The sequence below is a fragment of the Streptomyces sp. NPDC006393 genome (assembly GCF_040628575.1).
In the GTDB taxonomy this organism is placed as follows: Bacteria; Actinomycetota; Actinomycetes; order Streptomycetales; family Streptomycetaceae; genus Streptomyces.
On sequence record NZ_JBEXZD010000069.1, the window covers coordinates 15,813 to 42,449 of the forward strand.

At 69.5% G+C, this 26,637-nt stretch carries 23 protein-coding genes and 4 pseudogenes; 10 read left to right on the forward strand and 17 right to left on the reverse strand.

All coding sequences use genetic code 11. The features are described from left to right. Positions 1-94: 94 nt before the first annotated feature. Positions 95-907, reverse strand: coding sequence for an SDR family oxidoreductase (locus tag ABZ484_RS25205; protein ID WP_358868192.1), 813 nt, complete (start codon positions 905-907; stop codon positions 95-97). Positions 908-998: 91 nt separating this feature from the next. On the opposite strand from ABZ484_RS25205, the gene ABZ484_RS25210 reads away from it, so the two are divergent. Together ABZ484_RS25210 and ABZ484_RS25215 are read left to right on the forward strand one after the other, a co-directional pair. Continuing rightward, complete coding sequence (locus tag ABZ484_RS25210) at positions 999-1,649, forward strand: TetR/AcrR family transcriptional regulator (protein WP_358868193.1); 651 nt, start codon at positions 999-1,001, stop codon at positions 1,647-1,649. A gap of 473 nt (positions 1,650-2,122) precedes the next feature. Further along, positions 2,123-3,589 carry a PAS domain-containing sensor histidine kinase gene (locus tag ABZ484_RS25215; RefSeq protein ID WP_358868213.1) on the forward strand — a complete coding sequence of 489 codons (1,467 nt, stop codon included), beginning with the start codon at positions 2,123-2,125 and terminating at the stop codon, positions 3,587-3,589. 335 nt (positions 3,590-3,924) lie between these two features. Here ABZ484_RS25215 and ABZ484_RS25220 read toward each other — a convergent pair whose 3' ends face one another. After that, complete coding sequence (locus ABZ484_RS25220; protein ID WP_003992873.1) at positions 3,925-4,182, reverse strand: WhiB family transcriptional regulator; 258 nt, start codon at positions 4,180-4,182, stop codon at positions 3,925-3,927. Between the two features lie 320 nt (positions 4,183-4,502). Further along, positions 4,503-5,471: a diacylglycerol kinase family protein gene (locus ABZ484_RS25225; RefSeq protein ID WP_358868194.1), complete on the reverse strand. Its 969-nt coding sequence runs from the start codon at positions 5,469-5,471 to the stop codon at positions 4,503-4,505. Between the two features lie 117 nt (positions 5,472-5,588). Between ABZ484_RS25225 and ABZ484_RS25230 the strand changes: the two genes are divergently transcribed. Beyond that, complete coding sequence (locus tag ABZ484_RS25230) at positions 5,589-6,044, forward strand: hypothetical protein (protein WP_358868195.1); 456 nt, start codon at positions 5,589-5,591, stop codon at positions 6,042-6,044. Positions 6,045-6,836: 792 nt separating this feature from the next. On the opposite strand, the gene ABZ484_RS25235 is transcribed toward ABZ484_RS25230, so the two are convergent. The 3 genes from ABZ484_RS25235 to ABZ484_RS25245 form a co-directional block, all read right to left on the reverse strand. After that, positions 6,837-8,084: a SigB/SigF/SigG family RNA polymerase sigma factor gene (locus tag ABZ484_RS25235; RefSeq protein WP_358868196.1), complete on the reverse strand. Its 1,248-nt coding sequence runs from the start codon at positions 8,082-8,084 to the stop codon at positions 6,837-6,839. Positions 8,085-8,101: 17 nt separating this feature from the next. Continuing rightward, a complete protein-coding gene (locus ABZ484_RS25240; RefSeq protein ID WP_009190566.1) occupies positions 8,102-8,518 on the reverse strand; it encodes an anti-sigma regulatory factor in 417 nt (138 codons plus the stop codon). A 250-nt stretch (positions 8,519-8,768) separates the two neighbouring features. Continuing rightward, positions 8,769-9,029, reverse strand: a complete 261-nt coding sequence (locus tag ABZ484_RS25245; protein WP_358868197.1) for a UBP-type zinc finger domain-containing protein — start codon at positions 9,027-9,029, stop codon at positions 8,769-8,771. An 80-nt stretch (positions 9,030-9,109) separates the two neighbouring features. Between ABZ484_RS25245 and ABZ484_RS25250 the strand changes: the two genes are divergently transcribed. Next, a complete protein-coding gene (locus ABZ484_RS25250; protein ID WP_358868198.1) occupies positions 9,110-10,705 on the forward strand; it encodes a Na+/H+ antiporter in 1,596 nt (531 codons plus the stop codon). Between the two features lie 59 nt (positions 10,706-10,764). Here the strand turns inward: ABZ484_RS25250 and ABZ484_RS25255 are convergent, their stop codons facing one another. Next, positions 10,765-11,673, reverse strand: coding sequence for a pyridoxal-phosphate dependent enzyme (locus tag ABZ484_RS25255; protein WP_358868199.1), 909 nt, complete (start codon positions 11,671-11,673; stop codon positions 10,765-10,767). Positions 11,674-11,903: 230 nt separating this feature from the next. Between ABZ484_RS25255 and ABZ484_RS25260 the strand changes: the two genes are divergently transcribed. The 3 genes from ABZ484_RS25260 to ABZ484_RS25270 all read left to right on the forward strand — a co-directional run bounded on the left by ABZ484_RS25260 (position 11,904) and on the right by ABZ484_RS25270 (position 15,653). Beyond that, positions 11,904-13,310: a family 2B encapsulin nanocompartment shell protein gene (locus tag ABZ484_RS25260; protein ID WP_358868200.1), complete on the forward strand. Its 1,407-nt coding sequence runs from the start codon at positions 11,904-11,906 to the stop codon at positions 13,308-13,310. A 118-nt stretch (positions 13,311-13,428) separates the two neighbouring features. Continuing rightward, positions 13,429-14,685 carry a family 2 encapsulin nanocompartment cargo protein polyprenyl transferase gene (locus tag ABZ484_RS25265; RefSeq protein ID WP_358868201.1) on the forward strand — a complete coding sequence of 419 codons (1,257 nt, stop codon included), beginning with the start codon at positions 13,429-13,431 and terminating at the stop codon, positions 14,683-14,685. A gap of 323 nt (positions 14,686-15,008) precedes the next feature. Beyond that, positions 15,009-15,653, forward strand: a complete 645-nt coding sequence (locus ABZ484_RS25270; RefSeq protein WP_358868202.1) for a GNAT family N-acetyltransferase — start codon at positions 15,009-15,011, stop codon at positions 15,651-15,653. Positions 15,654-15,681: 28 nt separating this feature from the next. Here the strand turns inward: ABZ484_RS25270 and ABZ484_RS25275 are convergent, their stop codons facing one another. The 3 genes and pseudogenes from ABZ484_RS25275 to ABZ484_RS25285 all read right to left on the reverse strand — a co-directional run. After that, positions 15,682-16,464: a VOC family protein gene (locus ABZ484_RS25275; protein ID WP_358868203.1), complete on the reverse strand. Its 783-nt coding sequence runs from the start codon at positions 16,462-16,464 to the stop codon at positions 15,682-15,684. Positions 16,465-16,508: 44 nt separating this feature from the next. Beyond that, entirely contained in the window at positions 16,509-17,216 is a 708-nt protein-coding gene (locus ABZ484_RS25280) for a phenylalanine--tRNA ligase beta subunit-related protein (RefSeq protein WP_358868204.1), read from the reverse strand. 59 nt (positions 17,217-17,275) lie between these two features. After that, positions 17,276-17,485: pseudogene (locus ABZ484_RS25285) on the reverse strand (FMN-binding negative transcriptional regulator); the annotation flags it as partial. A gap of 760 nt (positions 17,486-18,245) precedes the next feature. Between ABZ484_RS25285 and ABZ484_RS25290 the strand changes: the two are divergent. Then, the gene (locus tag ABZ484_RS25290) at positions 18,246-19,049 is read left to right on the forward strand and encodes a hypothetical protein (protein ID WP_358868205.1); all 804 of its coding nucleotides are present in this window, start codon (positions 18,246-18,248) and stop codon (positions 19,047-19,049) included. A gap of 239 nt (positions 19,050-19,288) precedes the next feature. Here ABZ484_RS25290 and ABZ484_RS25295 read toward each other — a convergent pair. The 7 genes and pseudogenes from ABZ484_RS25295 to ABZ484_RS25325 all read right to left on the reverse strand — a co-directional run. Next, a pseudogene (locus ABZ484_RS25295) lies at positions 19,289-19,460 on the reverse strand (NUDIX domain-containing protein); the annotation flags it as partial. Positions 19,461-19,501: 41 nt separating this feature from the next. Beyond that, entirely contained in the window at positions 19,502-21,883 is a 2,382-nt protein-coding gene (gene fxsT, locus ABZ484_RS25300; protein WP_358868206.1) for an FxSxx-COOH system tetratricopeptide repeat protein, read from the reverse strand. Next, positions 21,880-22,299 carry a hypothetical protein gene (locus ABZ484_RS25305; RefSeq protein WP_358868207.1) on the reverse strand — a complete coding sequence of 140 codons (420 nt, stop codon included), beginning with the start codon at positions 22,297-22,299 and terminating at the stop codon, positions 21,880-21,882. Before ABZ484_RS25305 ends, fxsT begins: the two co-directional genes overlap by 4 nt. Before the next feature lie 164 nt (positions 22,300-22,463). After that, positions 22,464-23,567, reverse strand: coding sequence for a hypothetical protein (locus ABZ484_RS25310; protein WP_358868208.1), 1,104 nt, complete (start codon positions 23,565-23,567; stop codon positions 22,464-22,466). A gap of 71 nt (positions 23,568-23,638) precedes the next feature. Beyond that, on the reverse strand, positions 23,639-24,055 hold the full coding sequence (locus ABZ484_RS25315) for a hypothetical protein (RefSeq protein WP_358868209.1): 417 nt from the start codon (positions 24,053-24,055) through the stop codon (positions 23,639-23,641). 96 nt (positions 24,056-24,151) lie between these two features. Beyond that, entirely contained in the window at positions 24,152-24,652 is a 501-nt protein-coding gene (locus ABZ484_RS25320; protein ID WP_358868210.1) for an NUDIX domain-containing protein, read from the reverse strand. A gap of 35 nt (positions 24,653-24,687) precedes the next feature. Further along, positions 24,688-25,590: pseudogene (locus ABZ484_RS25325) on the reverse strand (tetratricopeptide repeat protein); the annotation flags it as partial. Between the two features lie 2 nt (positions 25,591-25,592). Between ABZ484_RS25325 and ABZ484_RS25330 the strand changes: the two are divergent. Then, positions 25,593-25,841: pseudogene (locus tag ABZ484_RS25330) on the forward strand (XRE family transcriptional regulator); the annotation flags it as partial. A 21-nt stretch (positions 25,842-25,862) separates the two neighbouring features. After that, positions 25,863-26,637 (forward strand): site-specific integrase (locus ABZ484_RS25335; RefSeq protein ID WP_358868211.1); only part of this gene is annotated, 775 nt, incomplete at its 3' end.

Here is a 26,637-nt window from a genome sequence, read left to right on the forward strand (position 1 = left end):
GCGCGGCCATCTCGCGGGGCATGGCCACCGCTCCCGCGACCCGGTCGTTCTTCGTGTCGCAGACGGTCGTCGCCCTGCCGAAGGCGGCCCGTTCCTAGGTCAGTGAACCTCCCGTCGCGTCCACCCAGCTGCCCGTCACCCACCGTCCGGCGTCCGAGGCGAGGAAGGCCACCACGTCCGCCACATCGGCCGGCGAGCCCACCTTGCCGAGGGCCGATATCGCCGCCGCTCGCGCCCAGCCGTCGGGTGTGCCGTGCAGCAGTCCGGACGTGTTGTCCGTGTCGATGATGCCCGGGGCCACCGAGTTGACCGTGATCCCACGGGGCCCCAGCACCTTCGACAGGTCCCGGGTGAACACGTCCAGGGCGCCCTTGGTCATGGCGTAGGCCACCTTGTCCGGCATCACCGCGGTGCGGGCGAGGCCGGAGGAGACGTTGATGACCCGGCCGCCGTCGCGCAGCCGCCCCAGGCCCTGGCGGACGAGGAAGAACGGCGCCTTCACGTTGACCGCGAAGACCCGGTCGTACTCCTGCTCGTCGATCTCCTCGATCGGTCGTGCCGTGCCGATGCCGGCGTTGTTCACCAGGATGTCCAGGCCGTCCGCGTGCCGGTCGAACGCCTCCCACAGCGCCTCGGCGTCGCCGGGCCGCCCCAGCTCGACGCCGATCGCGAACGCCGAACCGCCCGCCGCCTCGATCGCGGCGACCGTCTCCTTCGCCGCCGTCTCGTTGCTGCCGTAGTGCACGGCGACCCGCGCCCCGTCCCGGGCCAGTCGCTCGGCGATGCCTCGCCCGATGCCCCGGCCGCCGCCCGTGACCAGTGCCGTCCTGCCCGCGAGGGCAGCCGTGCCCCCGCCCGCTTCCTCGCTCGTGCCCGTGGGGGTGCCGGTGCGCAGGTCCGTACGCATGTCAACGCCTCGCATTTCCCTAGCGGTCGCTACAAAAAGACCGTACAACAGGCCGCTGACATTTCTCTAGCGTCCGCTATAAAATCGCCCCATGGTGGCGAAGCAGGAGCCGAAAGAGCAGGTCGTGGCGGGCGGGCCGGGCGAGGCCGGGGCGCGGCGGCGCGGCCGCCCCCGTTCCTTCGACCGGGCGACCGCGCTGGAGAAGGCGCTCCTCGCCTTCTGGGAGCGCGGGTACGAGGCCACCTCCGTCTCCGACCTCACCCGCGTCATGGGCATCGGCGCCCCCAGCCTCTACGCGGCCTTCGGTGACAAGCAGGCCCTCTTCGCCGAGGTCGTGCGCGAGTACGGCGAGCGCTACGGCGCCTTCGGCGACCGCGCCCTGGCCGAGGAGCCCACCGCACGGGCCGCCGTGCAGCGCACCCTGCGGGAGGCGGCCGTCGAGTACACCGACCCGGGCCACCCGCACGGCTGCCTGGTCATCCACGCCGCGACCAACTGCACGACGCCGGAGGTCGAGGAGTTGCTGCGGGAGCGGCGCAATGCCAACATCGCCGCCTTCGAGAGCCGTATAAGGGCCGATGTCGCCGCGGGGGAGCTGCCCCCGGACATCGAGGCCCGCGCGCTCGCCCGGTATGTCGGGGCGCTGATCCAGGGCATGTCCCAGCAGGCGCGCGACGGCGCGAGCCGGGAGGAACTGGAGGCACTCGCGGAAATCGCCATGGCCATCTGGCCCCGTGGCTGAGCTGGGCGGGCTAGGCTGCACCGGTGGGTGGTGGGAGACCCCGTCACCCGGCCGGCCGGGCCCGTCCCGGTACGGCGGCTCGATGAAGAAACAACAACGAACTCCTTCCCGTACATGGACAGGCGCAACTGGTCTAGTCCACAATCGAGGAGAAGTCGAACAGCGGAACGCGCGGCACCGTCCGCGCGCATGATGTGCACGCATGAACCTCCGTCTTCCCCGCACAGGAGGACGGACCGAGGAACCGGTGCTCTCTGCCCTGACTGCCCCGGCTCCTCATCCTTCGGCCGACCGGGACCGCACACCCCACGGCCGATACTGCTCCGGGCTGCGGTGCCGGGAGGGTTGAGGGTCCCTCCCAGGCGCCGCGGCCCGCGGGTGTCTTGAGGGGTCCGTGGCCCCGGGGGAGTCGTACGGCGCCGCACATTTCAGGACCGTACAAACGTCCGGGTACGCTCGCAGACGTGCCCTCCATGAACGAACTCGTACGCCAGCACACCGCCCTCGACGACTCCGACCTCGAGTGGCTCCACCTGCTGGTCTCGGAGTGGCAGCTGCTCTCCGACCTCTCCTTCGCCGACCTGGTCCTGTGGGTCCCCACCCTGGACGGCACCCGCTACGTCTCCGTCGCCCAGATGCGGCCCAACACCGGCCCGACGTCCTACCAGGACGACATGGTCGGTCACCTCGTGCCGCGCGGCCGCCGCCCGATGCTGGACGCGGCGCTCGACGAGGGCCGGATCGTGCGCGAGGGGGACCCGGAGTGGCGCGAGGAGGTCCCGGTCCGCGTCGAGTCCATCCCGGTCCGTCGCGAGGGACGCGTCCTCGGCGTCATCGCACGCAACACCAACCTGCTCACCGTGCGCACCCCGAGCCGGCTGGAGCTGACGTATCTGCAGAGCGCCTCCGACCTGGCGCAGATGATCGCGGCCGGCTCCTTCCCGTTCCCGGACCAGCAGGTCGACATGGACGCCTCGCCGCGGGTCGGCGACGGGCTGATCCGGCTGGACGCCGACGGAATCGTCCAGTACGCGTCGCCGAACGCGCTGTCCGCGTACCACCGCCTCGGCCTCGCCGCCGACCTCGTCGGCCAGCACCTCGGCGAGACCACGGCCGAACTCGCCCCGTCCCGGGCCCCGGTGGACGAGGCGCTGGTCAAGCTGGCCAGCGGCTGGGCGCCCCGCGAGTTCGAGATCGAGGCCCATGACGGGGTGATCCAGTTCCGGGCGATCCCGCTCAAACCCAAGGGCACACGCATCGGTTCGCTGGTCCTGCTCCGGGACGTCACCGAACTGCGCCGCCGTGAACGCGAGTTGATCACCAAGGACGCCACCATCCGGGAGATCCACCACCGGGTCAAGAACAACCTCCAGACCGTCGCGGCCCTGCTCCGGCTCCAGGCCCGGCGCATCGAGTCCGAGCGCGGCCGGGAAGCGCTGGAGGAGGCGGTGCGCCGGGTCGGGTCGATCGCGATCGTGCACGAGACGCTGTCGCAGAACCTGGACGAGCGCGTGGAGTTCGACGAGATCGCCGACCGGGTGCTGGCGATGGTGGCGGAGATCTCGCCGGGCCGGGTCACCGGCCGGCGCAGCGGGAGGTTCGGGATCCTGGACGCCGAGGTCGCCACCCCGCTGTCGATGGTGCTGACCGAGATCCTCCAGAACGCCCTGGAGCACGGTTTCCGTGAGGGGGACACCGGCTCGGTCGAGGTCTCCGCGGTGCGCGGCGGCACCACGCGCGAGACCCGGCTGCTGGTCACCGTCCAGGACGACGGGGTGGGCCTGCCCGAGGACTTCGACCCGCACCGCTCCGGCAACCTCGGGTTGCAGATCGTACGCACCCTGGTCGAGGGCGAGTTGGGCGGCACCTTCGACATGGTGCCCGCCCCGGAGCGCGGCACGCGGGTGATCCTCGACATCCCGGTCCGCACACAGAAGTAGCACGCCGGCGCGCAGGTGGTCCGTCGGGCGCGGCACGTAGCGCGGTCGGCACGGCACGTAGCGCGCGCGGCGCGCGGGTGGTCGGCGCACGGGTGGTCGGTCGGGCGCGCGAGCAGTTCCCGCCCTGTGCTGCCGTGCACAGCAAAGAGCCCCGGACCGTGGACGGTCCGGGGCTAGTCGCTCGTGCTGCCCGTCTCGATCATCTCGAGGGGGGTACCCCCTGCTCGGAGAGCCCGGGGGAGCATCGGGGGTACTGCGCGCTGCGGCTCGGGGGCGGGAGATGCGTACTCGCTGTACGCGCCGCCAAGCTCAGGCTGTCAGCGGGGTGGCTGTGGTCAGGCGGAGGCCTGACGAGCCCGGTTGCGGGCGGCGCGGCGCTTCATCGCGCGGCGCTCGTCCTCGCTGAGACCACCCCAGACGCCGGAGTCCTGACCGGACTCGAGCGCCCACTGCAGACACTGCTCGATCACCGGGCAGCGACGGCAGACGGCCTTGGCTTCCTCGATCTGCAGCAGCGCAGGACCGGTGTTGCCGATGGGGAAGAAGAGCTCGGGGTCTTCCTCGCGGCAAACGGCGTTGTGACGCCAGTCCATGGCTGCTACCTCTCCTTGGTATTACGTGCTAGGTGCTTGTGAATGTGAACGCTTTCACGAATCCCTCAACAAGTGAAGGGCCGACCGCCAGGTTTCCCTGACGTGGTCCTGTGGTTTGAAGAGGGGTTCCGGCGATCTCTGGGGCCCGCTGTGGTGGGCCGCCCCGATCGCCATGTAGAGACTCGCAAACCTCGGCGGCGGATACAACCCCTTCCGGAAAGTTTTTTTTGATTCCTCGGTGTCGACTAGGTCACAGCCGTACTTCCATGGGGTGGATCCTGGCCTAAACGTTCGAGTGAAAGGACTTTGGCCTCTTCCACTCACACAATCACACGCAGTGCACGGCGTACGCCTGTGAACGTCACGCTTGTGCGCAGTCCCAGGTGGTCACCGTCCATCTGCAAGGGGAGCGGCACCTTCGAATGCAAGGTGAACCGGCTCAGATCGTGCAGCGAGAGCGCGTGCCGGCCTTTGGGTCCGCGCTCCGGGGACGAAGTGAGCAACTGGGTGCCATACCGGGCAACCGCGGCCGTGGACAGGCGGCTGAGACCGAGCACATCGAGCCCCGTGTCGAACGACGCCTTGGGGGATGTGTACATCGGGCGATTGCCCAGATACGTCCACGGTGAGGTGTTCGACACTATGGCCACCACCAGATCGCCGGCCGGGTCCTCGCCGGGCCGTTCGAGCGTGATCGAACCGTGCCGGCGGTTGGGCTCGCCGAGGAACTGGCGGACCACCTGCCGTACGTACAGCGCGTGCGTCGACTTCTTGCCGCGCTCCCGCTGCTGTTCGACGCGCCCGACCACGCCCGCGTCGAAGCCGAGGCCGGCGTTGAAGGTGAACCAGCGCTCGGGGACCGCCGCGTCGTCGGTGCCGGGGGTCCCGGATGCCAGGCCGAGGCCGACCGTGCGCTCGCTGCCGTCACGCAGGGCGTCCAGGATCGCTCCGGTGGCTTCGACGGCGTCGTTGGGCAGGCCCAGGGCGCGGGCGAAGACGTTGGTGGAGCCGCCGGGCACCACGGCGAGACGCGGCAGATGCTCGGGATCGGGGCCCCGGTGCAGCAGGCCGTTGACGACCTCGTTGACCGTGCCGTCGCCGCCGAGGGCCACGACCAGGTCGACGTCCGCGCTGTCCGCGGCCTGCCGGCCCAGGTCGCGCGCGTGGCCGCGGTACTCCGTGGTGACCGCGTCCAGCTTCATCTCGCTGGCGAGCGCGTGGATCAGGACATCGCGCGTACGTGCGCTTGTGGTGGTAGCCGCCGGGTTGACCACGAGAAGTGCACGCATGGGGTGCAGCGTACCTACTGGGTGGTACTCGGCCCAGGCCGAGGTAGGGATCGGGTAAGAGAGCCGGGCGTGAGCCTGGACACGGCGGCCCCTGCCGCGAGGGCTACCCTTCATGGCGTGAGCAGTCAGCAGAACCCCGCCCCCGAGACCACGGACACCGCCGCCGGACCCCGCCCGCGGCGGCTGACCTACGCGGCCGCCCTGTGCGCGCTGGAGGGGCTCGCGCTGCTCGTCGGCGGCGTCTGGCTGCTCGTCCTCGGTGTCACGGGCGACGACCGGCAGCAGGCCGTCACCGCCGGGGTCACCGTGCTGGTGCTCGCGCTGCTGCCGCTGCTGGCCGCCCGTGGGCTGCTGCTGCGGCGCAGCTGGAGCCGGGGCCCCGCGGTGATCACCCAGATCATGGCGCTGCCCGTCGCCTACAGCCTGCTCCAGGCCGACAGCGTGGCCATCCCGGCCGGCGCCGCGCTCGCCGTCGTGGCGGTCCTCGCACTGGTCCTGCTCGTCAACCCGGCCACCACCCGGGCCCTCGGCATCAAGGGCCCGGGCCGCGCCCGCGAGTCCGGACAGCAGTAGCAGCGAAGGAGCCCGGGCCTCGCTCGGAGGGCCGAGCGGGGCCGCGTCGGCACGGTGTCCGGGCCCGACCCGGCCCCGGCCCCGGCCCCGGCAGAGTCGAGCGGTCGCAGTACGTACGACGCGTCCGAGCGCACCTTTGTGCCGGGCGGTGCCCGCCGTGAGGATCGGGCAGCGGTCGTGAGCATCAGGCAGCAGTACGGAGGTTCCGGAGGGTGTCCGTGCATGCGCGTGACTGTGGCCGCGCGGATCCGGGCCGGGTCCGGGAGAGGCGGGGCCGGGCGGCGGCAGCCGTGTGATGTCCGGGCCGGGGCCGGGAGGGCCGAGGGCCATGTGCGCGCCGTGAGGGTTGGGCGGCGGTGGCGGAGGCCGGGGCTGTGTCCGGTGGCCGGCGGCAGTAGCCGTGTGGCAGTAGCCGTGTGGCGTCCCGGTCGGTGCCGTGGGAGCCCTGGGGGTGGTGCGCGTCGTGAGGGACCGCCGTGGTGGAGGCCCGGGAGGGGCCGTGTGGCGGTAGCCGTGTGGCGTCCCGGTCGGTGCTGTGGGAGCCCTGGGGGTGGTGCGCGTCACGAGAGACCGCAGCCGTGGTGGAGGCCTGGAAGGGGCCGGGCGGCGGTAGCCGTGTGACGTCCCGGTCGGTCCCGTGGGAACCCTGGGGGCGGTGCGCGTCGTGAGGGACCGTAGACGTGGTGGAGGGGCCGGGGCCGTGTCCCGGGGCACGTGGCTGTGGCCGTGCGGTGTCCGGGACGGGCGGGAGGGGCCAGGTGGGGTGGCCGGGCGGCCCCTGTCCGGGTGTTGTTACTCCTCCACGAGGAGCTTCTCGCGCAGCTGGGCCAGGGTGCGGGCCAGCAGCCGGGAGACGTGCATCTGGGAGATGCCGACCTCCTGCGCGATCTGGGACTGGGTCATGTTGCCGAAGAAGCGCAGCAGCAGGATGCGCTTCTCGCGCGGCGGAAGGTCCTCCAGCAGCGGCTTCAGCGACTCGCGGTACTCCACGCCCTCCAGCGCCTCGTCCTCGGCGCCGAGGGTGTCCGCGACCGCCGGGGACTCGTCGTCGGTGTCGGGGACGTCCAGCGACAGCGTGGAGTAGGCGTTGGCCGACTCCAGGCCCTCCAGGACCTCCTCCTCGGAGATGGCGAGTTTCTCGGCCAGCTCGTGCACCGTGGGGGAGCGGCCGTGCAGCTGGGACAGCTCGGCCGTCGCCGTGGTGAGCGCCAGCCGCAGCTCCTGCAGCCGCCGCGGCACCCGCACCGCCCAGCCCTTGTCCCGGAAGTGCCGCTTGATCTCACCGACGACCGTCGGGGTGGCGTATGTCGAGAACTCCACGCCGCGGTCCGGGTCGAACCGGTCGACCGACTTGATCAGGCCGATCGTGGCCACCTGGGTCAGGTCGTCCAGCGGCTCCCCGCGGTTGCGGAAGCGGCGCGCGAGGTGCTCGACGAGCGGCAGGTGCATGCGGACGAGCTGATTGCGCAGCTCCGCGTACTGCGGGCTGCCCTCCTTCAGCGTCCGCAACTCGACGAACATCGCGCGTGCGCCACTGCGGTCCTGCGAGGCGTGCTGTGTGCCGTGCACGGAATGCGCCTCGTCGTCGGAGTTTCGCTCGTGCCCGCTCATCGTCCCGCCCGTTGCCCTTCCCCGAGCCCTCGCCTCCTCCCCCGCCCTCGGCCTGGGCCGAGTGGAGGGACCCCCATGGGCGGCGGAGACACCGCTCCGCGCCGGTGGAGGCGCGCCCTGCACGGCGTCGTCCCGCTCCCGCCGCTCCTCGCCCGGCAGGCCGAGCGGAAGCGGTTCGTCGTCGGGGTGCGGCCTCGCCTGCTCCGGGATGCCGTCGATGCCCACGGGGTGCGCAGGCCCCGTCGGACCGTCCTGACCGCCCGAGCCGTTCTGACCGCCCGAGCCGTTCTGACGGCCTGGACCGCTCTGACCGGCCGGACCGCTCCGGCCGGCCGGAGCGTCCTCGCCCCTGGCTCCGGCCCCGTCCGGGCGGGGCGGAATCCCGCCCTCGACCGGCAGCTCCCGTGTGCCGCGCTCTTCGTCCCGCACCGGCCCGTCCCCGTTCCTCACGCCGGCCCGGGTCCCGCGCCGCGCTGTTTGTAGAGGCTGATCGAAACGGTCTTGTCCTCGTCCACGGCGGAGGAGACCTTGCCCGCGAGGGCGGACAGGACGGTCCAGGCGAAGGTGTCCCGCGAAGGGGCGTGACCGTCCGTGGTGGGTGCCGAGACGGTGACCTCGAGCGAGTCGTCGACCAGCCGGAAGACACAGCTGAGCACCGAGCCGGGCACGGCCTGCTGGAGCAGGATCGCGCAGGCCTCGTCCACCGCGATGCGCAGGTCCTCGATCTCGTCGAGGGTGAAGTCCAAACGGGCCGCCAGGCCGGCCGTGGCCGTGCGCAGCACCGACAGGTAGGCACCCGCAGCCGGCAGCCGGACCTCCACGAAGTCCTGGTTCGCCGCGGGCTCGCCTGCGATCTGGGACACCCTCACCTCCAAGGTGGTACAAGCTCTCTCGGGGCCGAGGGTAAGCCCCCCGGGTCACGCGATTGGTGGTTCAGCGGTGACGCTACCGCGCTCTCGACATTCCTGTCCCGGGACCCCGACCCCATTGTGTCACTCATAGTAAACCTACGGATACGCTCCGTGGCTAGAGGTTCGGCGGGCCCAAATGGGAACAGCGCGCGCCGGATTGACGTACCCAGACGTCAGACGCTCGAACCGTCCGGAATTCCGCTCACGCCAGCACGTGGTCCACGAAGCACCAACGCCAGTCCTCGCCGGGTTCGAAGGTCCGCATCACCGGGTGGCCGCTGTCCTTGTGGTGCTTCGTCGCGTGCTGGTGCGGCGAGGAGTCGCAGCACCCCACATGGCCACAGGTCAGGCACAGCCGCAGCTGCACCGGGTGCGTACCCTCCGCCAGGCACTCCAGACACGTTTCGCTGCGGGGCTCGGGCTCCGGATACGGCAGCGCGTCGGCGTGCGTGCACTGTTTCATGATTGCCAGGTTACGACGGGCGCGCGTGTGACCGCGCGGAAAAAGCGTGGCAGGACGACAACGATGGGCGGGCGAGGACGATGGACGTGATGCCGCTGCTGTTGCTGGTGGCGGGCAGCGCCGCGGTGGCCGGGGCCGCCCGGCGCACCCCCGTGCCGGCCCCGCTGCTGCTGGTCGCCGCGGGGCTGGCGGTCTCGTACATCCCGGGCGTGCCCGGCTACACGCTCGATCCCAAGGTCGTGCTGCCGCTGCTGCTGCCTCCGCTGCTGTACACGTCGGCCATCGACAGCTCCTACCTCGACCTGCGCGCGCAACTGCGGCCCGTGGCGCTGCTCTCGGTCGGGTACGTGCTGTTCGCGACCTTCGCGGTCGGCTGGGCCGCGTACCTGATCGTGCCGGGGCTGCCGCTGACGGCGGCGCTGGTGCTGGGCGCGGTGGTGGCGCCGCCGGACGCGGTCGCGGCGACGGCCGTGGCCCGCAGGGTCGGACTGCCCTCGAGGATCACCACGATCCTGCAGGGCGAGTCCCTGCTCAACGACGCCACCGCGATCACCGCCTACAAGGTCGCGCTGGCCGCGGCCGTCGGCGAGGGCGCTACCTGGTCGGGGGGAGTGGAGGAGTTCCTGGTCGCGGCGTTCGGCGGCGTGGGCGTCGGGCTGGTGCTGATGGCGCCGCTGCACTGGCTGCGCACGCACCTGAAGGAGGCGCTGCTCCAGAACACGCTCTCCCTGCTGATCCCGTTCGCCGCCTACGCCGTCGCCGAGCAGGTGCACGCCTCGGGGGTGCTCGCCGTCGTCACCGTCGCCCTCTACCTCGGGCACCGCGCGTGGGAGGTCGACTTCGCCACCCGGCTCCAGGAGGAGGCGGTGTGGAAGATGGTCGCGTTCGTCCTGGAGTCCGCGGTGTTCGCCCTGATCGGACTCCAGTTGCCGATCGTCCTCGGGGGCCTGGAGGAGTACACCGGAGCCCAGGCGGCCTGGTACGCGGTCGCCGTCTTCCTCGTGGTCGTCGCGGCCCGGTTCGTGTGGGTGTACCCGGCGGCGTTCCTGCCCCGGCTGCTGTTCCGGAGGGTCCGGGAACGGGAGGAGAACCCCACCTGGAGGGGCGCGATGGTCACCGCGTGGGCCGGGATGCGGGGTGTGGTCTCCCTGGCCATCGCCTTCTCCATCCCGGTCACGGTGCACGGCGGCGGGCCGTTCCCGCAGCGCAACCTGCTGCTCTTCCTGACCTTCACCACGGTCATCGGGACGCTGGTGGCGCAGGGCCTGACCCTGCCCCCGATGATCCGTGCCCTGAAGTTCCCCGGGCCCGACGCGCAGGCCGCCACGCTCGCCGAGGCCAACGCCCAGGCGCAGGCCTCACTGGCCGCCGAGCGGCGCCTGGAGGAACTCCTCGCCGACGAGCGCAACACTCTGCCGCCGCCGCTCGCCGACCGGCTCCGCGCGGTCCTGGAACGCCGTCGCAACGCCGTCTGGGAACGCCTCGGTCAGACCAACCCGGTCACCGGCGAATCGGTGGACGACACCTACCGCCGTCTGTCCCGGGACATGATCGGCGCCGAGCGGGCCGTCTTCGTACGGCTGCGCGACGGGCGCTACATCGACGACGAGATGCTGCGCACCCTGCTGCGCAGGCTAGACCTCGAGGAGGCGGCCGCCTACCGGGAAGCGGCCTAGCCGGGCCTGTCGTCGCGGAAACCGGCGCGGATCCGTCACGGAAACCGACACGGAAACCGTCACGGGAAGGGGCGGCCGGTGACCACGGCGGCGACGGTGGTGCCGCGCGGGAAGGCCCCCTCGTCGGCGAGGGCGACAAGTCCGTACAGCACCTTGGCGACATAGAGACGTTCCACGGGGACGCCGTGGCGCTGTTCGAAGTCATCGGCGAAGGCGTCGAGTTCGGGGCCGGTACGGGCGTAGCCGCCGAAGTGGAAGCGGTCGTCGAGGGACCAGGCGCCGCGGCGGGCCCCGAAGGCGCGTTCCTGGAGGGACTGTATGTCGGCGGTCAGGAACCCGCCCCTGAGGACGGGTATGCCCAGGGCGCGCTGCCCGGGAGCCAGGCCGGCCGCCAGGCCCGCCAGCGTGCCGCCGGTGCCGCAGGCGAGGGCCACGACCTCGGCGTGCCCGCGCAGTTCCTCGCCCAGGGCCTGGCAGCCGCGCACGGCTTCCGCGTTGCTCCCGCCCTCGGGAACGACGTACGCCTCCTCGGCGCCGGCCGCGCGCAGAATGCCGGCCAGCGTCCCCGGATCCGTCTTGTTCCGGTACGTCGACCGGTCGACGAAGCACAGCCGCATCCCGTCGGCCGCGCACCGGGCGAGGGAGGGGTTGAGGGGGCGGTCGGCCAGTTCCTCGCCGCGCACGACACCGACCGTGCGCAGGCCGAGGAGACGGCCCGCGGCCGCGGTGGCCCGCAGGTGGTTGGAGTAGGCACCGCCGAAGGTGACGATCGTCCGGCCGTCCGCGGCCCGCAGGTTGGGGACGAGTTTGCGCCACTTGTTGCCGATCAGCTCCGGGTGGATCAGGTCGTCGCGCTTGAGCAGCAGACGCAGGCCGCGGCGCGTGAAGCGGTCGTCGGCGAGCTCCTGCACGGGGGAGGGGAGGCGGGGGGAGAGCGCGGCGGGGTCGGGGGCGGCGGAGCTGGTCATCAGGCCATTGTCGCCGGTCGTCCTCGCGGTCGCTCGTGGCCGGACGCCGCCGCCGTCGCTGTCGCTGTCGGATCCTGCCGGACGTGGTCCCCATGTGTGCCCGACGCGACGGTGATCCATTCCCGCTCTTTCGTGTAATAGCACGAGCACGCTGCGTGATGGAAGGCTGGCGCCTGCAAATCGATGCCCGGCGCCGAATGTGCCGGTCATGAGCGGGAGGGCAATTCTCTATGTCGGTAGGCGAAGAGGTCCGCACGGGGCAGGACCGGCCGCAGCAGAGCCTCGGCACCGCGGCCGCGCGGAACCTGGCCACCACCACCAAGTCCGTTCCTCAGATGCAGGAGATCAGCTCGCGCTGGCTGCTGCGGATGCTGCCATGGGTCGACGTGCAGGGCGGCACGTACCGGGTGAACCGGCGGCTCACCTACGCCGTCGGCGACGGCAGGATCACGTTCGTGAAGACCGGCGACCGCGTCGAGGTGATCCCCGCCGAACTCGGCGAACTGCCCGCGCTGCGGGGGTACGAGGACGACGACGTGCTCTCCGAGCTCGCCCAGCGCTGCCGCCAGCGGGAGATCGGCGCCGGGCAGGTGATCGCCTCGTTCGGCAACCAGTCCGAGGAGGTGTACCTGCTCGCGCACGGCAGGGCCGAGAAGGTCGGCACCGGCCCGTACGGCGACGACCAGGTCCTCGGTGTTCTCGCCGACGGTGCCTACTTCGGCGATCAGGCGCTCCTCGACCCGGAGGCCATCTGGGAGTACACGGTCCGCGCGGACACCGCGTGTACGGTCCTGATCCTGTCCCGGCACGACTTCGAGCAGGTCGCCGAGCGCGCCGACTCGCTGCGCGACCACCTTCGGCGGCTGCGCTCGATCCCCGGGCAGCGCACCAACAAGTACGGGGAGAAGGAGGTCGCCCTTGCCGCCGGCCACAGCGGTGAGCCGGACATCCCGCACACCTTCGTCGACTACGAGGCCAGGCCCCGCGAGTACGAACTGAGCATCGCGCAGACCGTCCTGCGCATCCACACGCGCGTGGCCGACCTCTACAACCAGCCGATGAACCAGACGGAGCAGCAGCTCCGGCTGACCGTCGAGGCGCTGAAGGAGCGTCAGGAACACGAGCTGATCAACAACCGCGACTTCGGCCTGCTCCACAACTGCGAGTACGACCAGCGGATCCAGCCGCACGACGGCGTGCCGAGCCCGGACGACATGGACGAGCTGCTCAGCCGCCGCCGCAGCACCAAGCTCTTCCTCGCCCACCCGCGCGCGATCGCCGCGTTCGGCCGCGAGCTGAACAGGCGCGGGCTGGTGCCCGAGACCATCGACATCGGCGGCAACCGCATCCCCACCTGGCGCGGCGTGCCGATCTTCCCGTGCAACAAGATCCCGGTCACCGAGGCCCGGACCAGCTCGATCATCGCGATGCGCACCGGGGAGGAGGACCAGGGTGTCATCGGGTTGCGCGCCAAGGGCATCCCGGACGAGATCGAGCCGAGCCTGTCCGTGCGGTTCATGGGCATCAACGAGCAGGCGATCGTCAAGTACCTGGTGACGGCCTACTACTCGGCGGCGGTACTGGTCCCGGACGCGCTGGGGGTCCTGGAGAACATCGAGGTCGGCCGTTGGCACTGACCTTCCGTGCCCGCCCGCGGTGTTCCCGCCCGCCGGTCCGGGTACTACACCCCGGGGGTGCGGATCCGGCTCCAGCAGCGCAGACGCCAGTGTTCGCGGACTCTCCGAGGGGGAGCGGATGGCCGAGTTCATGACGGAGACGACACCGCGTCCGCCCGGCGCGCGGCGTGCGGCGGGGACCGCGCGGCCGGTGGGCGCGGTGACCTCGGGGTCGGTGACCGGCGAGCCACCGCCGGGCCCGCGGGCCGCCGACGGCGGCCACGGTGACGGCAGCCACGCCGATGGCAGCCACGGTGACAGCGGCCACGGTGACGGCTCGGCAGGACAGGCGCAGCCGGGTACGGCCGCATCCGACGGGCACGACGCGGCGGTCATCCTCGACCGTGCCCGGGCCTCGGTCGATCCGGAACTGCGGTCGGCGGTCGCCTCGTTGCCCAGCTCCATGCGCCGGATCGCGAGCTACCACTTCGGCTGGGAGCACGCGGACGGCACCCCGGCCACGGGCAATGCGGGCAAGGCCATCCGCCCCGCGCTGGTCCTCGCCGCCGCTGCCGCGCTCGGTGGAGCCCGGGCGCGGGCGGACGCGGCGCGGGCCGCCGCCGCGGTGGAACTGGTCCACAACTTCACGCTGTTGCACGACGACGTGATGGACCGGGACACCACCCGCCGGCACCGCCCCACGGTGTGGACGGTGTTCGGCGACGCCGACGCCATCCTCGCCGGGGACGCCTTGCAGGCGCAGGCCCTGTGGCTGCTCGCCGAGGACCCGCACCCGGCGTCCCCGGCCGCCGCCGCCCGGCTCGCGGCCTGTGTCGTCGAGTTGTGCGCGGGCCAGCACGCGGACACGGCTCTGGAGCACCGTGCCCCGGACGAGGTCACGCTCGCCGAGGTGCTGGCCATGGCCGAGGCCAAGACGGGCGCGCTGCTCGGGTGCGCGTGCGCCGTCGGCGCGCTCTACGCGGGGGCGGCCAAGGACGAGGTGGAGGCGTTGGACGCGTTCGGCCGGCAGGCGGGGCTGGCGTTCCAGCTCATCGACGACGTGATCGGCATATGGGGCGACCCGGCCCGCACCGGCAAGCCGGCCGGCGCCGACCTCGCCGCCCGCAAGAAGTCCCTGCCCGTGGTCGCCGCGCTCACCTCGGGCACTCCGGCCGCCGGTGAACTCGCCGAGCTGTACGCCCGGCCCCACAGGGAGGGAGAGGAGGAGGGTGCCGCGCTGATGGTGGAGCGGGCCGGCGGACGGGACTGGGCGCAGTCCCAGGCGGCCGACCGGATGGCCCAGGCCGTCCAGGACCTGTCCCGTGCCGTCCCGGACCCGGTCGCCGCGGGCGGCCTGCTGGCCCTGGCCGAGTTCGTGACCAGACGCACCACGTGACCGGACGCACCACGTGACCGGACGCACCACGTGACTGGACGCACCACGTGACCGGACGCACCGGACGCATCCGCGGACGCACCACGTGACCGGACGCCTCCGGGGCATCAGCGCCCGCCGGCTCGAGGTACCGGCGGCGCGCGCAGACCCCGGGGCCACCGGTTCCGTACGGCTCCTGACCCGTACGGTCACCGAGGGCTCCGGTCCGGCGGGTCCCGCACTGCCCCACGGTGTGCGGGGCCCGCCGCCGCCTCGTCCGACCGAAGCACCGAGTACGCTCAACGCCCGTACTCCTGTGGTCGGTTGACGTGAAGGGGCGTGAGATGGGCGTGGGGATCCGGGCGGCCGGAGAGGACGACCGGGAACTGGTCGTGCGGCTGCTGGACGAGGCATTCCAGGACGACCCCGTGAGCGGTTGGGTCTTTCCCGGTGAGGTGTACCGCCGTGCGACCCACCGTCGGCTGATGGCCGCCTTCACCGACGTGGTGCTGGCCGAGGGCTGGATCGACGTCACCGAGGACGGCTCGGCGTGCGCGCTGTGGCTGTCGGTGCCCGCCGGCGACGCGTCGGAAGGAGGCGCGGGCCCCGACGAGTCGGACGAGGCGGTACGGATGCGGGAAGCGGTCGACCCGGCGAACCGGCGCGTGGAGGAGATCACCCGCCTGATGACCGAGTCGCACCCGGCGGACCGTGCCCACGCGTACCTGTGGATGATCGGCGTCGTACCCGAACGCCAGGGCGAGGGCCTGGGCGGCGCGCTCGTCCAGCACGTCCTGGACCGCTGCGACCGCGAGGGCCTGCCCGCGTATCTGGAGGCCAGCAGCGAGCGCAGCACCAGGCTCTACGAGCGCCTGGGTTTCGCCTTCACCGGCCGTACCCTCGACCTGCCGGACGGCCCGCGCATGTGGCCGATGTGGCGCGAGCCCGCCCCCCGCCCGGCCGCCGGCAGTCCCCTGGGTCCGCGGTAGCCCCGTACCACGGGGAGGTGACACCGCATCACTTCGCCCGGGCCGCGGACCCCCCGTGTGCCGCGGGCGGCAGTCCGCCCGTCTCCGGATCCCGCCCGGTCAGGCAGTACAGGCCGCCGGCCGGGTCGCGGAGCACCGTCCAGTGGGCGTGGTCGGCGACATGGGTGGCGCCGAGGCTCTCGTGCCAGGACCGGGTCGCACCGATGTCCGCGCAGGCCAGGTCCAGGTGGGCGGAGGCGGGCCGTTCCTCGCCCAGGCGTTGCAGCAGGACGCGCACCGGCAGACCGGGCGGCGGCTGGAGCACGTGGAACTCGGGGAGGGATCCGGGCAGCGACCGCCACCCGGCCGCGGTCAGCAGTCCGCTCCAGAAGGCGACTTCGGCGCCGTGGGACGACGGGGGAACGTCGAGGCACACCTGGTCCAGCCGGCTGCCACGGACGACGGGCGGCCGCACCGACTCACCCTGCCAGGGAACCGCACAGAACAACTGCCCGGCGGGCGAGCGCAGCACGGCCCAGCCGTCGTGCTCGGCGACGGCCTCACCGCCGAGCCGCAGCGCCGACGCCACGAACACCGGGACGTCCTCGACGGCGAGGTCGAGATGCGCGCCGCCGTCCCCGGAGGCGACGCCCTGGCACTTGACGCAGGCGTCGCAGTCGCCGGCCCCGTCCGGCAGCAGGGTGACGAACTCGCCGCGCTCACCCCGCGTTCCGGAGGCCCGCGTGCCCGTGACGGCCGTCCAGAACTCCAGGGCGCGGGCGACCCCCGCGCCCGGCCGGTCGATGAAGGCGTACACCCAGCGGATGCTCATGCCGCGATCGTAGGGCGGCCGTCGGACAGACGCCGCCGCGGGTCTCACACAGTGGCCCGGGGCTGTGCCGGACCGAGGTAGTGCACGGCGATGTGGTCGGCATGCGGGGCGAGCAGGCCCCGCAACTCCTCGGCCGCGGCCTTCAGGAGGTGGCCGTCGCGTGCGGCGCACAGGGTTTCGAGGAGGAAGGCGACGCGGGTGGAATCCTCGGTGACGCGCGTTCGGTGGGCGTCGCGGTGGTTCCAGTGGCGGGTCAGGACATCGGTGGTGTCCGTGTAGACGATCTCGCCGGGCCTGGGGTTCTCGACGGTGCCGGGCTCGCCGAGCGGGGTGAAGGACTCGGTGCCATCCGCGTGGCGGATGTCGACGTCGCCGGTGACGTGGTCCAGGTCGAACGCGCCGGCGGGCAGGCCGTGGCGGACGGAGACGGCGTTGTACGAGTCGACGGCCGGGTTGATGCGCGGCAGGGTCCCCTTCTTGGCCAGACGACGGCCGAGGGCGTCGACGCTGGGACGGATGCGGCGGGGATTGGTGCCGAAGGAGCGGTAGGCGGTGTGCCACGCCTCGATCCGGGGGTCGGTCTCGTCGGCGGGCCGCCAGGAACCCTCCGCGAGCCGCCGCTCCAGCTCCTCCAGCGCGGCGGCGGTGTGCGGCCAGGGCTCACGGCCGCGCAGGCCGGTGGCGGTGACCAGGGCGATCAGGGCGTCGGGGAAGGCGTCGGCGACGGCCGGGGCGATGCGGAAGGCGGGCATGGGCGGGATCCGTTTCCTGCGGCGGAGCGGCGGAGCGGCGGAGCGGCGGAGCGGCGGGGTCAGGGCTTCCAGGGACCGATGCGGTCCAGGCGGCGCAGCTGCTGTTGTGCGGTGGGCACGTCCAGGCCCTGGCCGCGCTCGACGAGGCGGTCGGCGACGGCGGTGCGGTGCCCGACGGGCTTGTGGTCGTCGTACTTGAACTTGGCCAGCACATCGGTGACCTCCAGGGGCAGTCCGCGGATGCCCGACAGCATCCGCCCGTACGGGGGCAGCCACCTTCGACGGCGACTCCCCCACGCCCACCGAGGCGCGGGCACCGAGACCTGTCACCTGATCATGACGGTCCACCTGCCGTCGGGCCCATGGGTACGGGAGTTGAGTCGGAGTCATGATCCGTGACTCCGACGCATGACCCGTCACCCATGACCGAGATCACCCACGCGAGTCCGGCCGCAGACGACCGCACCCGGCCCTCCTCGAACGGGATGGGCCGGGTGCGGTCAGTGAGGCGACGCGGCCGACGAGGCCGCGAGCCGGAGAGTCTGACGGAAGGTCAGGCCTTCTTGGTCTCCTAGTAATGGGCCAGGTCGGTGACCTGCAGGGATGTTTCCTTCGGGTCGCTGACCTGGCCTTTTGGCGATTGGTGGCGATGGAGTGCGACGGTCGCTAGCGGGTGTCCTGCGGACTGTGTGCGGACTGCTTGGGCCTGCGCGAGCATGACCCCGCTGGGGCGGGCGTCGAGTGTCCCCTGGAGCACGGTGTCAGCCGGGGCGCCGTCCGCACCGCCGTCGCCGACCTCGTGAGCAGGCGTACCGCGGCCGGGCGGGCCTTGGCTGTGCCGGGACCGCCGAGGTCTACAGGGTGCCGTCCAAAGGCCGGCGGTCATCACGCCGGCGTGAGGCAGGGCTCCGGCGTTGAGTGCCTTGGTGAGGAAGCCGTGCGCATCCACGCAGAGACCGACGCAGCCGTACCCGACCCCACCTAACACCCCGTTCCTAAACATCAACTCCAAGGGCATGATGAGCAGTTGTGAAAGAGTTAGTGATCGCTCTGGTGGCAGCGGTGTTCGGGTTGGTCGGAACCGTGATGGGTGCCGTCATCGCAGCACGCTCAACCAGAATCGGCGCCGAAAAGAACGCTGAGAGCGTGAGGCGACAGGTGCAGGACCAAGGTGCCGTTGAGCATGGCCATTGGCTGAGGCAGCAACGGCTCAGTACATATGAGGGCTTCCTCGAAGCGTGGGACGAGTGCTTGCGCATCACACAAGCGTCTGGAGACGGGCACGAGCCCGACTCAACTGGCCTCGATGATCTGGGAAAGGCCGCAGGCCGTATGGCGGAACGCGCACGGCGCATAGCCCTCTTGGGGCCGGAGGAAGTTACACACGCGGCTGAGGAACTGACCGCGACGATGCAGGAAGATGTCGAGGTCTCCACCCGGTTCATCGAAGCAGCCCAAGCCGCGACAGCGGCGGTCGACGGCCGCCCGGTTGCCCTCGACGCCATGACCGAGGCAACAGAGGAATACAGGCAGCGCACGGGGCAACTTGCAGAGCTCATACAGGCCGCACGTGATCAGGGGCGAGATCTACGAGACCTCGATGGTCACCCCCTGTTGCGCGAAGTAATGCTGAGCATGGAGCAGTACCGGCAAGCTTCCGCAGAGGCGCAGGGAGCACTGTTGGAGAATTTCGAGCGGCTGTCCGCAACCATGGACGAGGCATCCACAATGGTTGATGTACTCAAGCGCAACAAGGAAGCACGGGAACTCAGCCGGGAACGCTTCACGAGAGCGGTTCGAAAGGCGCTCGGCACCCCGCCTCTACCCGACTAGCGATTTTGAACGGGGGTGGGCGGTGCCCTTCTCCCCCGAACTGACCGAAGATCTCACCGCGGGTACATACAGCCTCTACGCGGACGCCGAGGGCTTTTGCAGCTCATTGCACGGCAGCTCGCCGCGGGTTTCGACGCTTCGGGGTGGGCACAGCGCAAGCTCGCCGCCGTGCAGGCTCTGCGCCGGACGGCGCAGGCCGTCGTCGACGAGCTCGGCGACCTGTCCGACAAGGTGTGCCGTTCGTGGGCAGCGAAGACAACAGTGAGGAAGCCGTTCGGGGCCTCCACACCCCAGGACCGTGGATGATGTGGGCGACCTTCAGGGCCTCCGGCTTCACGGTCAGACCGGTCTCCTCGTACAGCTCGCGCACGGCCGTCTCCGTGATTGCTCGTCGGGTTCGCTCTTGCCGAGCACGTGTTGCAAGGCGACGTCCGGAGGGATGCGCACTTCAGTCAGGTGCTTGATGGACGCTGCCGTAGTTCGACGTCACGTTGGCGACGTGCGTAGGCGAGGCTGTAGCGCGTCGCCATGGTGTCTGGGTGATCGCTGCCGAGGACATCTTCCGCCTGGGCAAGAGTTGCCTCAAGAAGGCTTACGGCGCGATGCGACTGCCCTGCGGCCTGGTAGCCGCTGGCGAGGTTGTGGCGGGTGTTAATCGTAAGGGGATGGGTATCTCCGAGGATTCGCTCGTACTGTGCATGGACCGTCTCCAACATAGGCAAGCCATGCTTCAGGTCGCCAGACAGTAGGTATGTAGTGGCGAGATTATTTCTGCTTTGCAGGGTGTCAGGATGATTGTCTCCCAGGAATTTCTCACGTTGAGCGAGTGTGGGCTCAAGGATAGCGATTGCGCGCTTCAGTTCTTTCGCTTCAGAGTAGGCAATTCCGAGATTGTTGCGGACAGTCATGGTCTGGGGGTGGTTTTTTCCGAGTACTTCCTCGTGCTGGGGGAGAACACTTTCCAACAACGAGATAGCCTGCTGTAGATCCCCTGCTGCTTGGTAGGCTGTGGCGAGATTGTTGTGACTGTTCAGTGTGCTTGGATGATCACCCCCAAGCGTTCTCGCACGTTGAGACAGGGTGACCTTGTATAGCGGGATGGCACGCTTTAGATCGCCCGCAACTCGGTAGGCGTAAGCAAGGTTATTTTGCATAGTTAGGGTCTCGGGATCGTCCTCGCCGAGCACCTGGATGCTCTGCTTGAGCACCTTCTTGTATAGGGAGATGGCTCGAGTTGTTTCCCCCGCCGACTCGTAGGCGCTAGCCAAGTTACCGCGAATTGCCAGAGTTTTTCGATGTTGGGGCCCGAAAACCTCCTCGCACTGGCTGAGAGATTCTTCGTACATGGATACGGCGCGAGTCACGTGGCCTGCCGACTCATACGAGGCGGCGAGGTTTGATTGAGCCAGTATTGTTTCGGTGTCGGAATCTCCCGCAGACGTTTTAAAGTAATTGAAGATGGCTTCTCGCAGCGGGAGTGCACTCGCCATGTGTCCTTGTGAATTGAGCTGTTGAGCGGCGATGAAGTAGGCGGTAACGATCGACTCGTTCTGGTGGCTGCGCGGTGCACTGGCGGCGAGGGCTATCAGGTGAGGGGTCAGTGCTGCCCATTCCGGTGGGAGTTCCACGTCGGGCTGTGAGGGGACTGGCAGGATGCGGATGATTGCCTTTTCGGCTTCTCGACGGCCTACTGCGGCCAGATCTGGGGCTGTGTTGTTGCGGAGCACGACTTGCACGAGGCGATGGATGCTGACGCTAGTCCGATCAGGCGAGAAGCTGATCATGCTGTAAGCCCGAAGGGCGCCAAGAGCTTCGGCGATCTCGTCGGCGTCGTTCTCGAGGATCTCGATGAGGCGAGAGGGGATATTTTCGGGCGCGAGCCACCCCAGGATGTGCAGAATTTCGACAGCGAGTGGATTGCTTGAATTGAGGGCCTCCAGAGTGTGGCTCCAGACACGTGCGATGGTGCGCTCAGCGTCGATGCCGTCTGCGGCCTTGTCTAGCTTCGCGCCCAGACGCTTACGGTAAGCATCAATACTGACGGTGGGGTTCTGGTTTAGGTAGGCACCGGCCTGTTCCAAAGCCAGAGGTAGGTAGCCGAGTTCGGAGGCGAGCGCTAGGCTTTCTTGGCGCTGATGGGCTGTTGGTGCAGCACCATCCAGCGCATGTGCATATAGCAATTCCGCGGCCTCGTCGGCAGACAGGGTGCCCAAGGTGCGGGTGGGCGTAGTGCGGGGCCATCCGGTGGCACGTCGGCTGGTGACTAGGTGTTGCCCACGGTTGAGGGCGCCGGCGTAGGGCGCGAGGTCGCGGGGGTTTTCGACGTTGTCGAAGATCAAGAGCCAGCCAGCGTGCCACTGTAGCCAGTTCATTGTCCATTGGAGCCGCTCGTGCTCAGACGCCCTACCTGCCCACGATGGGAATAGACGCAGAGCGAGACCAGCGAGGGACTGTTCGATGCGAGCAGAGGAGTCTGCGGTAACCCACCACGTGAGCGCGTAGTCAGATCGATGAAGGTGAGCGTAGGCCAGTGCCAGAGTGCTCTTACCAACCCCGCCCAGGCCATGCACCGCCGAAACCTGTGTGCTTGCGGTTCCGTTGCTGACCGTAAGTGTGTTTCGTAGCCAGGCGAGCTCGTCCTCGCGCCCCAAGCAGAGGCCCTGTGGAGGCAAGTTACTGGTCCCGGGGGGTGCTTCGATGTCGCGAGCTGCGTTGAGCGCCTCGGCCGGCAGAACAACATCACCGGTGACCGCGGTGCCGATGATGCCAGCGGCAATCGACCGAGGGCCCAGAGCTTGGATATGGGCTCCCTCGGGGAGGCTTTCAGTCGTCACTCCCCGATCCGGGTGTGGTCACCGGTGATGGCGGTGCCGATGCTGTGCGCGGCGATGGCCCGGTTCCCTGAGGCGGTGATCGTCACCGTCCCAGATGACTCGGGCATAAGTGCGGCCAACTCGCTACGCAAGTCTTCGTCGTCACGCAAGGCTCGCTTGAGTTGGTACAACAGCGCGGTCGTGGCGTCCGCGTCCTCGGTGTCTTCGGCCGCATCCTGCACCGCGCGGTCCAGCGCTGCCTGCCCATCCTCGTTGCGACGGGACCAGACCAACTGGAGGAGTCGGCGACCCAGATTGGCTGTGGCGTCGACAGCCGCATCCTCCGCGCGAGTTAGCACCGCACCGCCATAGGCTCCGAGTGCAGCTGTCAGGTACGGGGTGGCCTGGTCCACCAACTGCACGATCTCCGTGCTCATTTTATGATTCCCCCCTACTTGCGTCTCAGCGATCACCAGCATGACGCAGCGTAGAGCCGACACCGGGAGCGATGGAGGCGATCCGGTAAAACCGCAGTCGTCGGTTCCAGGGGGCAGACATCGAGCCCCGTGTCCTGAGCAGGCTGACATCTACACGAGTGCGCCTAGTTTTGCGCCCACTCATCGAGAAGCATCGCCACACGCGTCGTGTGCTCGCCGAGCTCCTGACTCAGCGTGGTGAAGTCGTGTGCCGGGTAGTACGCCTCGACCAGCCCGTAGTACGGCAAGCTCAAAGACAGCCGGGGTACGACCCGCTCCTCGGGGGTGTAGTGAACGAGCGTGTTGCGGAAGCCCCGCCCATCCGCGTGCATGATGGTGCCGCTCGACTGATGGCTCAGGATGGCGTCCAGGAGGCCGAGGGACGCACTGTTCAGCTTCCTGCCGTACTCGGCCTTAAGCTCAGTGAGACTTGAGAGCACGTGGTAGAGCGTGATGAACCTGAGTTTGAGCATCGTCTCGGCCGAAGCGGCGGTCTGGTCAGCCGACAACATTACGTCGAGGAAGTTGAGCGAGCATTGAAAGGCCGACAGCGACGCTGTGAGCTCATCCGATAGGGCCGGATCGAAGAGGCGCTTGAAGTATCGCTCAGACCGCCGGTCTCTGCTCTTGAGCTCTCCGAAGCTCATGGCGGTCATGAACGACGACCCGTGCCACGGCAGTGACCCAGTCACCTGGTCCACAAAGCGCGCTTGGGCCTCAGCCACGGCCATGAGCGTGCGGCCGATGACAGGGATGTCGGACGTAGCAATAGTGGGAATGCCCATGAAGAAGCTGGCCACCTGGGTTGTCGTCACCAGCCGGCCTCGGTAGCGCCACTCGCCAAGGTCGGTCTCCAACACCCGGGCCGGTGGAAACCAGGTGTTGTTGAGGAACCTCTCTCGACCGGCGGCGATGATCGCTGTGAATTCGCCGAGGACGCCCGCGTGGCCAACCTTGGATCCGTCGAACAACTTGACGCTGTGCCGCGCCTTCTCAATTACGGCTTCGTGGCTATATGCCAAGAGCGCCGCCCGCTGCGGGTCGATGACCTTTAGGGTCCTGTGCGACTCGTAGATGAAGAGCGAGAGGTAATTGTTCATGCAGAAGGCCGGAATGACAGAATTTCCCTGATCTGTCAATACGCTGCCGAGGAAGCGACGCGAGAACATGAGGTCACTTTCGAGGAGCTGAGTGGCTATGACGTGCTTGAGGCTGGCGCTCGCGCTCATCCGGCGTCCCCTTGGTGAGGTTACTCGTTGATCAGGTTAGGTCGCCTGCTAATTCACGAGCGGGTAAGCCCTCACCGGCCATGAGAAGCAGGCGTCCACAGCGTGGATCCGCTGTTGAGGTCGACTGTTGTGAGCCACTGTACGGCTGGGATGGCGCGCGCAGTGACATACCACTGTGAGGCTTCGCCGTCTCTCACGACCGCCCCTGCCAGAGTCCGAGGCTTGTCCCCCAAGCTCCATTCGGCCTGGGGAAAGTTCTGCCTCAGCCACGGTAGCCAAGCCACCGCTTCAGTGTCGGAAATCTCGACCGTGATCCGCTCTCTCACCTCCCGGCGTATCGCCTCCGGGAGGCTGTCCACGGAGTCGCTTCGCGACAGGTGCACGAACCTGGTTGTGAACGGGCCGTCCAGCGTCTCGGGCCACCTCGCCTCGATCATTCCGGCCGCCTCAATCTCCCGCCATGCCTTGGTGAAGTGGTGGAGCAGCATGAAGGGAGGCTACTGCTTCGGAACCTTGGCGGTCTCGGTGTGCTTCTCCGATGGGGCGTCAGCGACGGTTTCGGTTCATGAGGGGCGTCTGCGTTCCTATCGCCAGCCGTCGAGGGAGACTTCCGGACCACCCGCGAGGTAGCCGTGGAGGGCGCTGGCGGTGGTGTCCACGAACTCCGCGGGGATGGCGTCGGCATCGACCCAGCGGACCTGGGCGTGCTTGTGCGGTTCGCGGTTTCCGGGTTCGCCGGACCATTCGTGGGCGGCGAAGACGACAGTGAGGAAGCCGTTGGGGGCCTCGACGCCCCAGGCGCCGTGGATGATGTGGGCGATCTTCAGGGACTCCGGCTTCACGGTCAGGCCGGTCTCCTCGTAAAGCTCGCGTACGGCGGTTTCGGTGATGGGCTCGCCGGGTTCGCTCTTGCCGACGGGGAGGTCCCACATGCCCTGGGCGAACTTGGCGTCCTGGCTGCGTTGGAGGAGGACGACTCGGTTCGTGGCCTTGTCGTGGACGATGACGGCGGCGACCAGCAGGGTCATGGATTCGAGGGCGGGCGGCAGGGCTTTGGGCTGGTCGTCGGTGGTCCGCTGAGCCACGGCTGGTGTCCCTTCGTCGGCCGGATGGTGGCAGCTTAGGCCAGTGCTTCGCGTGCGCGGCGGGCGAGTTCGGCGGCTCCGGGCACTTTGCGGCGCTGGTAGATGGAGAGGGTGGAGCGGAGCGAGGTAATGGCCTTGCGGGTGCGGTCGGAGGTCATGCCCTCCATCAGGGTCAGGGCCTGGGACCAGGCGGCTACGGCTTCGTCGGCGCGGGCCTGGGCGGCGAGGCTGTCGCCGAGGTCGGCGTAGGTGAGGGCGTGGACGCGCTTGTACTTCTCGGGGTCCCAGCGCACCAGGGCGTCGCGGTGTTGTTGCTCGGTGCCGACGTGGTCGGCGAGGTCGGTCAGGGTGCGGGCGGTGTGGCTGGCGACGGTGCCGGCTGCCGGGCCGCTGACGCGGGAGTAGCTGGGCTGGGGGCCGTCGTCGCGCAGGAGTGCGTCTTCGGCGGCGAGCAGGGCACGAGCCGCTGCGGGCTTCGCGCCGACCGCGGCGTAGGCGCGGGCGTGGGTGATGTGCAGCAGCGCTTCGGTCTGGCCGTCGACGTGGCCCAGGCCGCGGGTGAGGGCTCCTTCGACCAGGTCGACGCAGTGGTGGGGCTGTTTGAGGCTGAGGGACTGATGGGCGAGAGCGCGCATCATCCAGGCGGCGTGACCGCGCGGGTCGGCTTCGCAGGCGAGCTGGTAGCCGACCTGGTAATAGCGCTGGGCGGCACCTTCCTGGCCGAGGTCGTGGTGCTTCCACCCAGCGAGGTAGGCGAGTTCAGCGACCGCGCCGAAGGCCGCTTGCCGTAGGGCTTCGTTCGGGAAGCGGCCGCGGAGCATGGGAGCGGCGGTGTCGGCGAGGTAGGCGGTGACCGTGGTCAGGCCATGGCCGCCGCCGAGGCGTTCGTCAGCCGCACTGAAGGCTGCGGTGATCTGCCGTACGACCTCCACGTCCTCCATTGTCCCCGCCGTTGGAAGGGCTGGACCTCGAAAGCAGACGACTCGTCCAGGAAGCCGTCGAGGCGTACTACGAGACACGCGACGCCGAGGACCGCCTGCACCGCGCCGTCGTCGGTATCGCCGACTACATCCAGGCCCACCCCGACAGCTCACGGGCCATCCACGAGCAGTGCCTTCGCCTCATGGGCGATGAGCGCGACGCCCGCACCCTCACCGAGCACATCGAGGGCGGCGGCTATCACCGATAACCAACCCAAGGGAGAAGCCACTTGGCGAACATTCAGAAGCGCCCCAACGGCAAATGGCGGGCCCGCTACCGAGACCTCGACGGTAAGGAGCACGCCCGCCACTTCGACCGCAAGATCGACGCCCAGCGCTGGCTCGACGAGGTCACGGCCAGCATCGTCACGGGCCAGTACGTCGACCCCCGTGCCGGACGGATCACGTTCGAGAAGTACGCGAAGAAGTGGGAGGAGTCACTCATCGCCAGCGAGGCGGGGGAGCGCATCACCGACAACGCGCTCCGGCTCCACCTCGTCCCGGCGCTCGGCTCCCGCGCCATGGCGGCGATACGTCGTAACGACCTCCAGGTGCTCTTCAAGAGCCTGTCCGAGCTGCTCGGTCCCGGCAGTGTGCGCAACGTCTACGACGTCCTCGTACGTCTCATGACGGCGGCCGTGGAGGACAAGGTCATCGCGTCGAGCCCGTGCCGCCGGATCACGCTCCCGCCCATGCCGGACGAGGAGGTCACCCCGCCCACGGTCGTGCAGGTCGAGGCCATGGCCCGCGTTATGCCGCCGTACATCCGCGCGGCGATCGTCACGCTCGCCGGATCAGGCTTGCGAATAGGCGAGTTGCTCGGCCTCAAGGTGTCGGACGTCGACTTCAAGGCCGGCACTATCCGCGTCGAGCGCCAGCGCCTCCAGTCCGGGAAGATCGGTCCGCCGAAGACCGCCAAGTCCCGGCGTACGGTGCCGGTCGGCGAGCTCGTCACCGACGCACTCCTCACGCACCTTGCCGCACGACCCTCCAAGGAGTGGCTGT

Coding starts and splice junctions, on each gene's coding strand:
- ABZ484_RS25305 (WP_358868207.1), bottom strand. CDS start 22,299: ATGAGCACGGAGATCGTGCAGTTGGTGGACCAGGCCACCCCGTACCTG.
- ABZ484_RS25260 (WP_358868200.1), top strand. CDS start 11,904: ATGTCGGTAGGCGAAGAGGTCCGCACGGGGCAGGACCGGCCGCAGCAG.
- ABZ484_RS25275 (WP_358868203.1), bottom strand. CDS start 16,464: ATGAGCATCCGCTGGGTGTACGCCTTCATCGACCGGCCGGGCGCGGGG.
- ABZ484_RS25315 (WP_358868209.1), bottom strand. CDS start 24,055: ATGCTGCTCCACCACTTCACCAAGGCATGGCGGGAGATTGAGGCGGCC.
- ABZ484_RS25225 (WP_358868194.1), bottom strand. CDS start 5,471: ATGCGTGCACTTCTCGTGGTCAACCCGGCGGCTACCACCACAAGCGCA.
- ABZ484_RS25310 (WP_358868208.1), bottom strand. CDS start 23,567: ATGAGCGCGAGCGCCAGCCTCAAGCACGTCATAGCCACTCAGCTCCTC.
- ABZ484_RS25220 (WP_003992873.1), bottom strand. CDS start 4,182: ATGGACTGGCGTCACAACGCCGTTTGCCGCGAGGAAGACCCCGAGCTC.
- ABZ484_RS25250 (WP_358868198.1), top strand. CDS start 9,110: ATGGACGTGATGCCGCTGCTGTTGCTGGTGGCGGGCAGCGCCGCGGTG.
- ABZ484_RS25215 (WP_358868213.1), top strand. CDS start 2,123: ATGAACGAACTCGTACGCCAGCACACCGCCCTCGACGACTCCGACCTC.
- ABZ484_RS25270 (WP_358868202.1), top strand. CDS start 15,009: ATGGGCGTGGGGATCCGGGCGGCCGGAGAGGACGACCGGGAACTGGTC.
- ABZ484_RS25210 (WP_358868193.1), top strand. CDS start 999: ATGGTGGCGAAGCAGGAGCCGAAAGAGCAGGTCGTGGCGGGCGGGCCG.
- ABZ484_RS25205 (WP_358868192.1), bottom strand. CDS start 907: ATGCGTACGGACCTGCGCACCGGCACCCCCACGGGCACGAGCGAGGAA.
- ABZ484_RS25245 (WP_358868197.1), bottom strand. CDS start 9,029: ATGAAACAGTGCACGCACGCCGACGCGCTGCCGTATCCGGAGCCCGAG.
- ABZ484_RS25265 (WP_358868201.1), top strand. CDS start 13,429: ATGGCCGAGTTCATGACGGAGACGACACCGCGTCCGCCCGGCGCGCGG.
- ABZ484_RS25280 (WP_358868204.1), bottom strand. CDS start 17,216: ATGCCCGCCTTCCGCATCGCCCCGGCCGTCGCCGACGCCTTCCCCGAC.
- ABZ484_RS25255 (WP_358868199.1), bottom strand. CDS start 11,673: ATGACCAGCTCCGCCGCCCCCGACCCCGCCGCGCTCTCCCCCCGCCTC.